Raw genomic sequence first — 13,190 nt, 5'->3', positions numbered from 1 at the left:
CCGCTCCTTTCCCGGGTTCGTCCGCGAGCCCGTACCGGCGTCTTCCCGTTCACAGGCTCGGCACACGGCTGGGCGCCCTGCACATGGGCACCGGTGTCCGCTTGCCGTTCGCCTGCAGTGCCACCGCGCGGCCGACCGCCGCGGTGCGTTTCGCCCATCGGGAAACGGGCAGCGGCCCCCAAAGAGGCGCCACGGATGAACGGGCGGGACACCGCCGACACTGCCCGGAGCCGTCACCGGCCGGAACGACTGCGAGGTCCGTCATGACGCAGCGCGCCACCGTCGAGGAGCTGCTGTCACAGCACGGGCGGACCCATGCCGAGGAGGCGGGCATCCGCATGGCGAACACGCCCATGCCGCTGTACCAACTGCTGACGCTGTGCCTGCTGTTCTCGGTCCGGATCAAGGCCGACATCGCTGTGGCCGCTGCCCGCGAGGTGTACGCCGCGGGGTGGCGCACGCCCCGGGCGATGGCGGCGTCCTCCTGGCAGGACCGGGTGGACGCGCTGGGCCGCGCTCACTACCGCCGCTACGACGAAGGCACGGCGACGGCACTGGGAGAGAGCGCCGAGCTCGTCCTCGACCGGTACGGCGGAGACCTGCGCAAACTGCGCAGCGCGGCCCACGAAGACCCCGACCGCATCCGCGAACTGCTCCGGGAGGTTCCGCGGATCGGACCCGTGGGCGCCGACATCTTCTGCCGCGAGTCCCAGGAAGTGTGGCCCGAGCTGCGCCCCGCCTTCGACCGCAGGGCCCTCCGCGCCGCTGCCGCCCTCGGGCTCCCACGGACCCCCGAGGGCCTGGGGCGTCTCGTGAGCAGCGAGGACCTGCCCAGGCTGGCGGCCGCCCTGGTCCGCGCCGAACTCTCCTCCCCGCGGTCCTGACGGCCGCCGTCCGGCAACCTCCCGGAATCGCGCAGCGTGTGATCCGTGCGATTCCGGGGAGGTGCCGGGAGAGCTGCGGTTCCGTCGGAAGGTGCCGCGACGACGAGAGGACGCGCCATGAGCGAGAGCGATGCCCGTGGAGACGAGGTCTATCAGCCCCAGCCCGAGGACGAGCCCTCCGAACTCCAGCCCGACATGGACGACAGCCTCGGGGAACCGGACACGGACGAACAGCTCGACCAGGGGTACTCGCCGCCCGAGCGGCCCTACGCGAGCGAACGGGACGACACCACGGCCGAGGGACAGCGCAGGGGTGAGAGCCTCGACGGCCGCCTCGCCCGGGAACAACCAGAGGCGGCGCCCCCGACGGGCGACGGCATCGGGGACCTGACGGACGGAGAGGGCGAGCCCGTCGACCCGCAGGCGGGCGGAGAGCGCGCCGGACGGCTGGCCCCCGCCACCGCCTCTCCCCACGGGAACAACGTCCTCGCGCGTGATGTCGGCATCGACGCGGGGGCGGCGTCTGCGGAAGAGGCGGCCGTGCACGTCCTCCCGGACACCGACGAGGCGGAGTCATAACGGTCACCGGGGACCAGGGGGCGGCAGCCTTGGACAGCAGACCCGGGAGGGCCTTGGTCCGGGTGCACGGCGGGCGCCGTGGACACGTCCGGGGCGTCAAGGCCGCGAGGGGAGCCCGCCCGGCGGTCGGGGCGCCGAAGCCTCGATACGACGGAACCAGGCTGGTCGATCCCTCCCACCGTCCCACGGTTCCGCCCGGGTGGACCGTATGGGCGTCCGCCTCGGTTCACGGAGGCGAACGGTCCGTCCCCCGTGCATGCGCGTGACAGGGGCCGGGGCGGGCAGACGCCGGTACGGACGATGTGGAACGGACGAGAGGTGTGACGATCCGATGACCGAGTACGAGCGGTCCCGCACGATGCCCGCGCTGCCGGAGCACGTCTTCGACCAGGCGTCCAACGTCGGGCAGATGGACCAATGGCTCCCGCGCGAACTGCACGTGCACGCCGCCGAGCTGCCTGCCGTCCGCGTGCGCGAGGACGGCGCGGAGGAGGACAAGGCAGCCGTTCTGCGCGCCAGGGCGGACCAGATGCGGCTCGAGTGGGGGAGCCGGGAGAGCGGCGGCTATACCGGGTGGCTCCAGGTGGCCGGCCATGACGGGGGTCCCACCGAGGTGACGGTCCACCTCTCGTTCCTCACCGGCGAGACCGATCCCGGGGAGCAGGCGGCGAACGATGCCCTCGACAGCAGCCTCGCCCGCCTGGAGGAGCAGGTGCGCCTCCGCGTCGACGGCGCGGCCGGCTGAGGGGGTGTGAGACGGGGGTGTGAGACGTTCCCCCTCCGGGCAGGCGCCGTACGGCTCCGGTGGATCCGCCACCGTGCCGGTACGTGACGAGTCGAGGAGTGGCCATGCCCCGCGGTTCCAGCCCCAAGCGTGAACGCCAGTACGAGCACATCAAGGAGAGCGCCGAGCAGCGCGGTGAGAGCACCAAGCGTGCCGAGGAGATCGCCGCGCGCACCGTCAACAAGGAACGGGCCCGCTCCGGGGAATCGAAGACCGCGAGCCGGTCCTCCCTCGAGGACATGTCCTCCTCCAAGCGCGGGGGCCAGCGCTCCCACAGCGGTTCGCAGGGTCCCACCAAGGACCAGCTCTACAACGAGGCGAAGCAGAGGAACATCGAGGGCCGTTCGAAGATGGACAAGGCCGAACTCAAGCGCGCCCTCGGCCACTGAATCCCGGCCGGAACCCGAGCGGCGGTTCGGGCACCCGCCCGCCGGTCAGCCGGCTGCCCGAACAGCGCGGCCACGCGGGGCGGAGCGCTGTCCGTCGCAGCGTGGCTCCACCCAACCGGTGCCTGCCCGGTTCCACCACCGGCACCCACACCGCAACGGCATGGACAACGGACGGCGGCTTGCCGAGGCCTGCCCAGGAGGGCCGGGTGACACCCATTCGGACGCGGAGAGGTGCCGGGCGGGAGTGGGGGGAAGAAGCTGGGCCCATGTCCGCCAAACTGATCGTCTACCCGCCCGACGAGCAGGGATGGCGCCGGGTGCGCTACGACGGTGTCGCCATCGGTGTCGCGCACCGCCCGGCCGACATTCGTGTTTTCCTCGCCGCCGCGGGGCTGGAGAACGCGGAGGACGTGGACCTCACGGACCCCGACTTCGTGGAGTGGCGAGGGGCCGGCCCCGAGACGTGGGAACCCTCCCGCTGAAGCATTGACCCGCCCCGAAGAGGCGGGCTTGCGTAAGGCCCGTAGGGCAGCGGGAGTATCGATTCGGGGCCATCCGGTGCCGGGATTCGGGCGGGCACGCATCAGGTCCGCAGGTCCTGCCAGCCGGTGACCAGCTCGGGAGCCGCCGGCATTCCGCCACGGCGCACGATCCAGACCGGCGAGGTGATCGCGGACGCTGGGCAGAACGAGTGACGTGAGCCCGCCGCCCTCATGGCTGCCGAATCCGCCACGCGTGCGACTGGGCTCGGCCGGAGGGGGGAGGGGCACAACGGAGGGCGTTACACACCCGGTACGCCCCTGGACTCGTCGTGGCTTTCGGAGCCGATCCATGCCCCTCCTCCCGATCCTGCACCTGGAGCTGAACGGTCCGGGTGCCGCGGCTGCTGCCAGGAGTGCACCGCGCGGCTTCCTGGAACCGTCCGACGCGGGCGACCGAGCGTGCAGGCCCGTCGCACGCGACACGGCCGTGCTGGTGATCAGCGAGCTGGTCACCAACGCCGTCCGTCACGCGGGTCCAGTACCTCGATGCCGGGCCGCGCTCCCGGTGCGTGCGAGCACCAGGACGGGGTAGACGGAAAGGTCCGGAATGCGGACCTCAATGTGAGGAGGCGCGATGAAGGCCGTGACCTGGCAGGGCCGCCGCAACGTGAAGGTGGAGACCGTTCCGGATCCGCAGATCGTCGATCCCACGGACGCTGTGATCAAGGTGACGACAACCGGGCTGTGCGGGTCCGACCTGCACCTTTACGAGGTACTGGGGCCGTTTTTGGACGCCGGGGACATCCTGGGGCACGAGCCGATGGGGGTCGTCGCCGAGGTGGGGCCCGAGGTCCGGGAACTGAAGGTCGGCGACAGGGTCGTCGTACCGTTCAACGTGTCCTGCGGGACCTGCTTCATGTGCGAGCGGGGGCTCCACTCGCAGTGCGAGACGACCCAGGTCCACGAGCACGGCACCGGCGCGAGCCTGTTCGGATACACCAAGCTCTACGGGCAGGTGCCCGGCGGGCAGGCCGAGTACCTGCGCGTCCCCTTCGCCGACACGCTCCCGATCCGTGTTCCCGAAGGGCCACCGGACGAACGGTTCGTGTACCTGTCGGACGTCCTGCCGACCGCCTGGCAGGCCGTCGTCTACGCCGACATCCCGCCCGGCGGCAGCGTCGCCGTCCTGGGCCTCGGCCCCATCGGTGACATGTGCACCCGCGTCGCCGCCCACCGAGGGGCCGGCCGGGTGATGGGCATCGACCTGGTGCCCGAACGGCTCGCCCGCGCCGCAGGCCACGGCGTGCAGGTCTACGACCTGTCCCACTACGGAGACCAGCTCGCCGACGCGGTCCGCAGCGCCACCGGCGGCCGAGGCCCGGACGCCGTGATCGACGCCGTCGGTATGGAGGCCCACGGCAGTGCCGGCACCAAGGCCGCGCAGACCGCTACCGGCCTGCTCCCGGACGCCATGGCCTCCGCCCTGACGAAGAAAGCCGGCGTGGACCGCCTGGGCGCCCTGAAGCTGGCCATACAGCTCGTACGCCGCGGCGGCACGATATCCCTCTCCGGCGTCTACGGCGGTGCCATCGATCCGCTCCCGTTGCTCACGATGTTCGACAAGCAGATCCAGCTGCGCATGGGCCAGGCCAACGTCCGCCGGTGGGTCGACGACTTGATGCCCTTGCTGACCGACGGCGATCCTCTCGGCGTCGAAGGCTTCGCCACCCATCACCTGTCACTGGCCGACGCCCCGCGGGCGTACGCGGACTTCCAGGCGAAGCGGGACAACATGGTGAAGGTCCTCTTCCGCCCCTGACGATCGAGCGCGGTCGGGATGTCGTGAATCCGATGCCACGTGAAGGCGCCCGGCTGGTGTTCGCCCGCCGGCGCAGCAGGCGGGCGAGGCCGGACCAACAACCCGGACCGTACGCACTTGGAAGGAGACGGCCATGGCCCCGGATCCCGGATCCCGGCCGACGTCGGACCCGGACAAAAAGACGGTGTGCCGGCTGCTGCTGGTACGGCACGCCAAGGCCGTGCCGAAGGACCAGCCCATCGACGACTTCGATCGTCCTTTGAGTAAGCGCGGATACGCCGACGCACCCCGGACGGGCCACTGGCTTGCGGACTCCGGTTTCGAGCCCGACCTGGTGCTGTGCTCCCCGGCCCGCAGGACGCGGCAGACCTGGCAGCTCGCAGCCCCCGCGCTGAAGGACCCACCACCCGTCGTTTACGACGAGCGGCTCTACAACGCGGCGCCCAGCATGCTGGCCACCGTCCTGGCGGAGCGGGGGCCGGGCCTCTGCTCATTGGTCCTGGTCGGCCACAACTCAGGGATCCACGAGCTGGCCGTCGGCCTGGCCGGGAGCGGCCCGTCGGACCTGCTGGAGCGGGTGAGGGCGGGTTTTCCGACCTCGGGAGTGGTGGTGATGGATGTGCTCTGCGGCTGGGAGCGGCTGGCGCCGGGCAGCGGGACCGTGGCTGCCTTCTGGTCGCCGGCCGACTGACCCCCGCCAGCCGGTTCGTCCGTCCGCCGGCAGGTCCTCGCCCGGCTCCAGCCGCCCGACGCGCGGGCGCCCAGTCGCAGGAGCGTCTCACCCGCTTGGCGGAGGCGGCTGCCTCGCGCCGGGCCGACGTACAGGGCGCAAGGCGGGTAGATCACTGACTGCCGCTTCTGGTTGGCAGCAGCCGATCGAGGGACCAGGTCGTGATCAGCCGGTCCGCGCCCAGGCCGATCCGCGCCGCACGTGCGTAACCGGAGCTCTGCCAGTGCAGCTGTTCCGGGGCGTGGGCGTCGGTGTCCACGGCGAACCGGCAGCCCGCGGTGGCGGCCTGCACGAGCAGGTCATCCGGGGGGTCCCGTCGTTCGGGCCGGCAATTGATCTCCACCGCGGTACCGGCCTCCGCGCACGCGGCGAACACGGTCTCGGCGTCGAAGCGCGACCGCGGGCGCCCCCGGCCGGTGATGATCCGCCCTGTGCAGTGCCCCAGGACGTCGACGTTCGGGTTGCGCACCGCAGCCAGCAGGCGGGCGGTCATGGGCTCGGGTTCCGAGCGGAGCTTGGAGTGCACGGATGCCACGACGATGTCGAGACGGCCGAGCAGGTCTTCGTCCTGGTCGAGCGAGCCGTCGTCGAGGATGTCGCACTCGATGCCGGTGAGCAGCCGGAAGCCTGGGCCCATCCTGGAATTCACGGCGGCCACGGCCTGTAGTTGGCACTCGAGCCGATCCGGGCTCAGGCCGTGGGCGATCGTCAGCCGCGGCGAATGATCCGTCAGTACGGCCCATTGGTGGCCCAGGGCGCTGGCCGCCTCGGCCATGTCCTCGAGCGGGCTGCCGCCGTCCGACCAGTCGGAGTGCAGGTGGCAGTCCCCGGTGCTCGCGGCCGCCAGGTCCCAGCCGGCTCGGGCGCCCGGGCCGGCTTCGGCCTGTAGGCGGGCGAGGTAGCTCGGTACCGCTCCGGTCGATGCCTGGGAAATCACCTCGGCGGTGAGCGGGCCCACCCCGCGCAGTCGTCTGGCCTGGGCGGCGTCCACTGGGCCCGGTTGCAGGTGGCGAGTGGCGTCGGCTGCCGTGTGGAAGGCCCGCACCCGGTACGGGGAGGCGCCGCGCCATTCGAGGAGGAAGGCGATCCGACGCAGCGCTTCGTTCGGATCCATGCCTCCAGTGTCGGCCCGCCGTCGGGAAGCGCACGCGAAACCCTGGCGCGGTGCCGGCTGCCCGACCGTTCCGCGGTCGGAGCTGGTGGCGGCAGTGGACGGGCCGCCACTCGGAGGAGCGGTGGCCGTCGACCTCATGCGTTCTTCCGTCTGTGACTCCTCTGGTCTCAACGACCGGTCAACCGATTGACGAGGGAGGCTGGGGTGCCCGAGCTCTGGGCGGGACGGATGCCGACAAGGCCCCGCACCACTGCACGGTGATCGACACCCGCCGCCGCGGCGAGCGCCGGGATCACTTCCCAGCCTCTCCCACATACCCGGTGCCTTGACAAACATGATGGGGAATCAGCACCAGGTGGTGCGCCTACAGGCGCTGGCGGCCGCTGCTGCTACAAGGGCACGGCGAGACAGATGGCTGGGTGTCGTCACCGCCATCGGGGCCGACGCCGCCGCCGTCGCATTCTGGCCCCGGCTGCCCTGCTGCGCCTCGTGCCCCCGACATTGAGACCGTCGAGACCGGGTCTCGCATGAATCGTTTGGGAGTCGCCTGTGCGGACATATCCATAGCATAAGACGGTCAAATGAGGGTGATATGAGTACTGGCGAGAAAGTGAAGGCGGAGATGGAACGAGTTGCGGGAAGGGCTGTGAAAAAGGCGGCCCATGCCATGGGCAAGGAGACCCTGGCCGCCAAGGGTGCCGCTCTGGAAGCCCGGGGCAATGCCCGGCGCCTCAAGGAGAAGGGCAAGGATGCGTTGAGTTGACCCGTCAGTTCCCTGGCCGTTGGCCGAGTAGCTGAAGGATCAGTGCGGGCAGTCTCGAAGGCTGGATCTGCCTGAACGGCACAGAAGCAGAAGTGCACCGCTCCTTTACACGACGAGACGGGAAAGAAATCATGGGCATACTTGCTTGGATTCTTATCGGTCTTTTCGCGGGCATCATCGCAAAAATGCTGATGCCTGGGAAGGACCCGGGCGGCATTATCATCACCATACTGATAGGAATCGCGGGCGGCCTGCTCGGCGGGTGGCTCGGTAAGGTTATTTTCGGAGTTGACTCCGTCGACGGCTTCTTCGAAATCTCGACATGGATCGCCGCCATCGTCGGCTCCCTCATCCTCCTCGGCATCTTCCGCCTCTTCAGCCGCGCTAGGCACTAACAGGAAACGGCAACCGGACGCCGGCCCCTTCGATGCGCGAAACGGCTTCCCTGCGTGAGTGGGCGAAGCCGTTTCCTTCGTTCGCTGCTCACGGAGGTCTGAGCCCGACGAGGTTGCGCCGCGATGGGGCGCTTCGACCCCGGCGGACCAGGCGCACCTGGCACCCGCGCCCGAGCGTGACGCGGCTGGTCCATAACCCATGCAGGGCGCGTTTCATCCTACGGCGCAGCGCCCGCCGAGCGGCCCACACCGTCACTCGCAAACCCCAGACCGTCAGTGGCAAGAAAATCCGTCCCACGACGGGCCGTCGCATCCAGCGAACGAGCACTCGACGCCGTCTCCACTTATGTCCATGCCGCCCCAGGGTGAAAATCATGATTGCCTGCCCGGATCGACGGGCCGACGTACTCCTCGTCGGCGACACCAATTCCGGAGTAGTGGGAGAAGCCTCTGCGAGTCCATGTTTGCCACCTACCCGGTTTTAAACGCCGAGAACGTTGCAAATTGCCTGAATCGTCGAGGATCCCCACGGTGCTTCGGACCGGACACACAGCGTGTCGACAGCCGCACCGCTGAGCGAACCCACGCATGTCGCACAGCCCCTCCCCAGTGCATCCCGGCACACGAAATGCGTATTCGTTCTCGCGAGGGGTAGGGGCTGAGGAGGCTGTACTGCCTAGCACCGAGTGGCGGGGAGGTGAGAGGAATGGGTGCAGGGAAGAAGGTCAAGAACGTCGCCAAGACGACCAAGGGCAAGGCGAAGGAAACCACGGGCAAGGCGGTGGGGAACGAGAGCCTGGAGGCCAAGGGGCGGAGCGAGCAGGCGCTGGGTGACGCGAAGCAGGCCGCCCAGAAGGCGAAAGACGCGCTGAAGCACTGACACCCCGAGGCGAGGCTGGTACGTGAGGTCACGTGGGGGTGAGGGCCGGCGGGAGATATCCCGCCGGCCCTCACATGTGTCAGCCGTTGCTGCTTCGAGGGGACGGCTTCACGCGGGCTGGCGGTGCCGGCGCCGGCGAGGCGGAGCGGGCTCCTCCTCTGCCTCCTCGTCCGGTTCCTCGTCCGGTTCCTCCTCGGCGTCCTCCTCGGGTTCCTCCTCAGGTTCCTCGTCTTCCTCTTCAAGCTCCTCGTCCCTGTACTGAGCGTCCTCGTCCGCGTCTCCTTCGTCGCCCTGCTCCTCGCCGTCCGCGTACTCCTCCTCGTTCTCCTCGTCCTCCTCGGCGCCGCCGTCCTCGTACTCTCCCTCCTCCGCCTCTTCGTCCTGTTCTTCTTCGAGCGCTTCTTCATGTGTCCGCACGACCTCGCCGTCGCGGATCTCGCCGCGCCAGCCTTCCGGTTCGTCGGTGGTGAGCATGGCGTGGCGCAGGAAGTTCTTCAGGTCCAGGCGCAGGCGGCGGCCCTGCGCGCGCCAGAGATTGCCGGTCTTTTCGAAGAGCCCGGACGGGTAGTACTCAACGACGATGACGATGCGGGTCAGCGACGGGGCGAGTTCGTGGAACGTGACGCAGCCGCGGGTGGTTCCCTTCGCGCCCTGAGAGGTCCACACGATGCGGTCGTCGGGCACCTGTTCCTGGACGGTAGCCTTCCAGCTTCGCGTGGAGGGGCCGACCTTGACCTTCCAGTCGCTGTTGGTGTCGTCGTCGCGGGAGACGTCGCGGACGCCTTTGGTGAATCCGCTGAAGTCCTCGTACTGCGTCCAGTGGTCGTAGACCGTGCGCAGTGGGAGGCCGACGTCGAGGGCCTCGACGATGTTGACGACTTTGCCGCCACTGCTCTTGCGGCCGCGGCCTTTGCCGCCACCGAACGCCTCGGTGACCTTGTCCTTGAGGTTGCCGAGTTTCTGGCCGGCGAACGCCTTCAGGGGGGAGTCGCCCTGCAGGAGCCGGCTGCCGATGCCGGCGACGTCCGAGAGGCTGCCGTCGTTGTCGGCAACGTCGTAGAGCTGGTCGGTGACGTCGGAGAGCTTGTCGGTGGCCTTGTCGGCCAGTTGGTCGGCCTGGGCGGCGAGGTATCCCGTGAGTTCCTTCAGCAGCTTGTCCATCCCGGAGGGGGACTCGGACGAGCCTGTGCGGTCTGAGGTTGCCATGGCCTACCTCCGCGTGGACGGCTTGCGCGCCGCCGTCTTCTTGGCGGCCGTCTTGCGGGCGGCCGGGGTGCGGCCCGTGGCCTTCTTGGCGGTGGACTTGGTGGCAGCGCTCTTGCGTGCCGGGCTTTGAGCGGTGCTCCTCTTGCGCGGCGGGGCGCTGGTCTTCTTCGTAGCCGCCCTTCGCGGGGCGCTCTTCTTGGCGGGCGCTGCCTTCTTCGCCGGCCGGGCGCCGGCGGTCTTCTTCGCTGCCGTCTTCCTGGCAGGGGAGGACTTCTTCGTCGCGGCCTTCTTGGCGGGTGTCGCCTCACCCGAGGGCGCTGCCTTCTTTGCGGGGCTCCTCTTTGCAGGTGCGGCCTTCTTCGCGGGTGCCGCCTTCTTCGCAGGTGCTGACTTCTTCGCCGGGGTGGGGCGCCGGACGGTCTTTCGGGCGGGGGCTGCGGGCCTGCCGCTGCGTGCGCGAGCCGAGGTACGAGTCCGGCGCGGCGGCGAGGGGGGCTCCTCCTCTTCTTCTTCCTCTTCCTCCTCCGGCTCTTCCTCTTCGGGCTCTTCCTCTTCCTCGGGTTCCTCGTCCTCTTCGGCCTCCGCCTCGGGTCCCTGCTCGCCTTCTTCTTCCTCTTCCTCCTCCTCTTCGTCTTCTTCCACTTCGTCCTCGGGCTCGGCGTACCCCTCCTCGTCCTCTTCCGCGTAGTCCCCGGCTTCCTCGTCCTCGTACGGTTCCTCGTCCTCGTCCTCGTCCTCGCCCTGCTCCTCCTCGTCCCGACCGCTGCGGGTCAGTTCGAGGGTGCGCTCGTGCAGTACGCCGGCGAGGTCGGCGAGCTTCCGGTTGGCCGCGACAGCCAGCGCTTGCTTGCCGGCGTCGAGGGCTTCTCCTCGCAGCTGCTCGGCGAGTTCTTCGAACTGTGGCATCTCCTTGAGCCGGGAGGTGCCCTCCTTGAGCAGCTGTCCGGGTTCGAGCCCGAAGCGGCGACCGGCGAGATAGGTCGCCACGGTGAACGCCAGGCGGCCCTTCTTCGCCCGGCCGAGTAGGTATCCCCCAGCCACAGCGGCTGCGAGCGTGATCTTGGTGGTGTCCTCCATGGTCATTCCCCTGCCAGGGCGCTTTCGGTCTTCTTGGTGTCGCCCGCGGAGAGTGGCGCGTTCACACTGCCCGCTGACGCGAAGGGGTCCGGCCGGATGCCGTCCTCGAAAAGGCGTCTGCCCCGATATGGGGCTTATACCTGGTTTTGGTGACATTCTAGTTTCTGTGAGCCCGTCTCCCCAAGGGAGGGGCATATGGCCGCAGCGGAACCTGCACGCCCCCGGCGGGCCGCTTCGCACGCAGCCGGCGACGGCGAAGGGCAGGACAGGGAAAGGGCCGGGCGCACTGCGCCGCGGCGCAGTGCGCGGAAGGCGGGCGCGGCGGCGGCGATGCGTGCCGCGGCGCAGCAGCTCGCTGAACTGCTGGGCCGGCTTCCGGATTCCGTCTCCTCGTTGAAGCCGACCGAGGACGGCTGGGAGGCGCAGGTGGAGGTGGTGGAGCTGGAACGCATCCCGGACACCACCAGCGTGATGGCCAGTTATCGCGTCGCGCTGGACGAGGACGGCGAGCTGATCTCCTACGAACGCACCCGCCGCTACACGCGCGGCATGATCGACCGGCCGACCTGAGCGCAGGCCACCGGCGGAAGGAGGCGCCATGACCATGGTGCCGCAGGGCGGCGGCCCCGTCGCCCGAGGGCAGGGAGGCGGCACGAGCAGCCTCTACGACGTCCTGGAGCTCATCCTCGACCGCGGGCTGGTCATCGACGTCTTCGTCCGCGTCTCCTTGGTGGGCATCGAACTCATCAAGATCGACGCGCGGATCGTGGTCGCGAGCGTCGACACCTACCTGCGCTTCGCCGAGGCCTGCAACCGCCTCGACCTCGAAGCAGGCCGCAAGGCCCCCGCCCAGCTTCCCGATGTCATGGGCAACATGCTTGAAGGCGGGTCCCACGGGAAGGCGAAGGGTGCCATCAGCGGAGCCGTCGAGGCCGTGACCGATTCCCTGCCCGGTAAATCCTCCAAGTCCAAGGAGCCGGAAGAGGAGCCGGAAGAGGAGGAAGAAGCGGTAGAGGCTCCCAGGCGGCGGCGCCCGGCTGCCCGACGCCCGGTGCGGCGGGAGAAGGAGTAACCGATGCCGCTCTACGTGTACTCGATCACCACGAAGGACCACCCCATCCACCTGGACGGCGTCAGCGGCGTGGGCGCCGAGCCCTCCCCCCTGCGCACGGTCACTGCCGGCACGCTGAGCGCGGTGGTGAGCGACATCGCTGAGGAGATCCGCCCCAAACGCCGTGACCTGAACGCCCACCAGCAGGTCCAGGAGCTGCTGATGGCCGACGGGGTGATCCTGCCGCTGCAATTCGGCTACATCGCCACCGACGACCTCGCGGTCCGCGAGGTCCTCGAGTCCAACGCGGAGAGCTACCTCGGTGCGCTCAAGCGTCTGGAGGGGTGCGCGGAACACCACGTCAGGGCCTCGCAGGCCGACGAGGCACCACTGCTGCAGCAGATCCTTCAGGACGTGCCCGAGGCGAGTGACCTCAACGACCGGATCCGCGACGGAGACCGGGATCCGGCCCTGCCGCTCGCCCTGGGCGAAATAGTCGCCCGCGAGGTGCAGGTACGGCAGGAGGCCCTGGCTGCCGGCCTGACCGAGGCGCTCGTCCCCTTCTCCCGCGAGTACCTGGCTCACCCGCCCTCGGGGAGCGACTTCCTCAACCTCTCCCTCCTCGTACCCGAAGAGCACAAGGAGGCCCTGCGTACCGCGGAAGGCAACCTGGCCCGCGAGATCGGCAGCGGCGTCGACCTGCGCTTTTCGGGACCGCTGCCCCCCTACAGCTTCGTCCGGTAACACGCCCCCCACGGAAGGGGAATGCCATGGGACTCCTGACCTACCTGCTGACGCTCCCCGCCGCCCCGGTACGCGCTGTCACCTGGGTCGCCCAGCGCGTGGTCGACAAGGCCGAAGAGGAGTACTACGACCCCGCTCCGATCTGGCGCCGGCTGGCCGAGCTGGAGCAACAGCTGCTGCGCGGAGAGATTGACCAGGAGACCTTCGACCGCCAGGAGGACGAGCTGATCGACAGGCTCGAAGAGATCGCAGCGTTCCGGCAGCAGCTTCCCTGAGCCGAAGGAGGAGGCGCC

At 69.4% G+C, this 13,190-nt stretch carries 17 protein-coding genes; 14 read left to right on the top strand and 3 right to left on the bottom strand.

What is annotated here, in order from left to right; translation table 11 throughout:
- Positions 1-263 precede the first annotated feature (263 nt).
- From IF88_RS0125020 to IF88_RS0124990, 7 genes are all read left to right on the top strand, one after another.
- On the top strand, positions 264-884 hold the full coding sequence (locus tag IF88_RS0125020; RefSeq protein ID WP_030716703.1) for a hypothetical protein: 621 nt from the start codon (positions 264-266) through the stop codon (positions 882-884).
- A 117-nt stretch (positions 885-1,001) separates the two neighbouring features.
- Positions 1,002-1,463, top strand: coding sequence for a DUF5709 domain-containing protein (locus tag IF88_RS0125015; protein ID WP_030716700.1), 462 nt, complete (start codon positions 1,002-1,004; stop codon positions 1,461-1,463).
- Positions 1,464-1,794: 331 nt separating this feature from the next.
- Positions 1,795-2,208: an SRPBCC family protein gene (locus tag IF88_RS0125010; RefSeq protein WP_030716698.1), complete on the top strand. Its 414-nt coding sequence runs from the start codon at positions 1,795-1,797 to the stop codon at positions 2,206-2,208.
- Positions 2,209-2,312: 104 nt separating this feature from the next.
- Entirely contained in the window at positions 2,313-2,636 is a 324-nt protein-coding gene (locus IF88_RS0125005) for a hypothetical protein (protein ID WP_030716695.1), read from the top strand.
- A 266-nt stretch (positions 2,637-2,902) separates the two neighbouring features.
- Positions 2,903-3,118, top strand: a complete 216-nt coding sequence (locus IF88_RS0125000; RefSeq protein WP_030716692.1) for a hypothetical protein — start codon at positions 2,903-2,905, stop codon at positions 3,116-3,118.
- A gap of 634 nt (positions 3,119-3,752) precedes the next feature.
- On the top strand, positions 3,753-4,937 hold the full coding sequence (locus tag IF88_RS0124995) for a zinc-dependent alcohol dehydrogenase (RefSeq protein ID WP_030716689.1): 1,185 nt from the start codon (positions 3,753-3,755) through the stop codon (positions 4,935-4,937).
- A 133-nt stretch (positions 4,938-5,070) separates the two neighbouring features.
- The gene (locus IF88_RS0124990; RefSeq protein WP_051837506.1) at positions 5,071-5,628 is read left to right on the top strand and encodes a SixA phosphatase family protein; all 558 of its coding nucleotides are present in this window, start codon (positions 5,071-5,073) and stop codon (positions 5,626-5,628) included.
- Between the two features lie 151 nt (positions 5,629-5,779).
- Here the strand turns inward: IF88_RS0124990 and IF88_RS0124985 are convergent, their stop codons facing one another.
- On the bottom strand, positions 5,780-6,781 hold the full coding sequence (locus IF88_RS0124985; protein ID WP_030716676.1) for a PHP domain-containing protein: 1,002 nt from the start codon (positions 6,779-6,781) through the stop codon (positions 5,780-5,782).
- 592 nt (positions 6,782-7,373) lie between these two features.
- Here IF88_RS0124985 and IF88_RS47365 point away from each other — a divergent pair.
- The 3 genes from IF88_RS47365 to IF88_RS0124970 all read left to right on the top strand — a co-directional run bounded on the left by IF88_RS47365 (position 7,374) and on the right by IF88_RS0124970 (position 8,819).
- A complete protein-coding gene (locus IF88_RS47365) occupies positions 7,374-7,544 on the top strand; it encodes a hypothetical protein (RefSeq protein ID WP_199808130.1) in 171 nt (56 codons plus the stop codon).
- A 131-nt stretch (positions 7,545-7,675) separates the two neighbouring features.
- The gene (locus tag IF88_RS0124975; RefSeq protein WP_030716673.1) at positions 7,676-7,939 is read left to right on the top strand and encodes a GlsB/YeaQ/YmgE family stress response membrane protein; all 264 of its coding nucleotides are present in this window, start codon (positions 7,676-7,678) and stop codon (positions 7,937-7,939) included.
- Positions 7,940-8,645: 706 nt separating this feature from the next.
- Positions 8,646-8,819 carry a CsbD family protein gene (locus IF88_RS0124970; protein WP_030716670.1) on the top strand — a complete coding sequence of 58 codons (174 nt, stop codon included), beginning with the start codon at positions 8,646-8,648 and terminating at the stop codon, positions 8,817-8,819.
- A 108-nt stretch (positions 8,820-8,927) separates the two neighbouring features.
- Here IF88_RS0124970 and IF88_RS0124965 read toward each other — a convergent pair whose 3' ends face one another.
- On the bottom strand, positions 8,928-10,025 hold the full coding sequence (locus IF88_RS0124965; RefSeq protein WP_030716666.1) for an SRPBCC family protein: 1,098 nt from the start codon (positions 10,023-10,025) through the stop codon (positions 8,928-8,930).
- 3 nt (positions 10,026-10,028) lie between these two features.
- Complete coding sequence (locus tag IF88_RS46710) at positions 10,029-11,102, bottom strand: hypothetical protein (RefSeq protein WP_030716664.1); 1,074 nt, start codon at positions 11,100-11,102, stop codon at positions 10,029-10,031.
- Positions 11,103-11,297: 195 nt separating this feature from the next.
- On the opposite strand from IF88_RS46710, the gene IF88_RS0124955 reads away from it, so the two are divergent.
- The 4 genes from IF88_RS0124955 to IF88_RS0124940 are packed head-to-tail and all read left to right on the top strand — an operon-like array spanning position 11,298 to position 13,172.
- Entirely contained in the window at positions 11,298-11,672 is a 375-nt protein-coding gene (locus IF88_RS0124955; RefSeq protein WP_030716661.1) for a gas vesicle protein, read from the top strand.
- A 28-nt stretch (positions 11,673-11,700) separates the two neighbouring features.
- Positions 11,701-12,174 (top strand): gas vesicle structural protein GvpA, encoded by a 474-nt coding sequence (locus IF88_RS0124950; RefSeq protein ID WP_030716658.1) that lies wholly within the window; start codon positions 11,701-11,703, stop codon positions 12,172-12,174.
- 3 nt (positions 12,175-12,177) lie between these two features.
- Positions 12,178-12,897 carry a GvpL/GvpF family gas vesicle protein gene (locus tag IF88_RS0124945; protein ID WP_030716655.1) on the top strand — a complete coding sequence of 240 codons (720 nt, stop codon included), beginning with the start codon at positions 12,178-12,180 and terminating at the stop codon, positions 12,895-12,897.
- A 26-nt stretch (positions 12,898-12,923) separates the two neighbouring features.
- Positions 12,924-13,172, top strand: coding sequence for a gas vesicle protein GvpG (locus tag IF88_RS0124940; RefSeq protein ID WP_030716652.1), 249 nt, complete (start codon positions 12,924-12,926; stop codon positions 13,170-13,172).
- Positions 13,173-13,190 lie beyond the last annotated feature (18 nt).

The sequence above is a fragment of the Streptomyces sp. NRRL F-2580 genome (assembly GCF_000720115.1).
GTDB lineage: Bacteria > Actinomycetota > Actinomycetes > Streptomycetales > Streptomycetaceae > Streptomyces.
The sequence above is the reverse complement of the archived record's forward strand: the minus strand, read 5'-3'. Positions and strand labels throughout refer to the sequence as shown.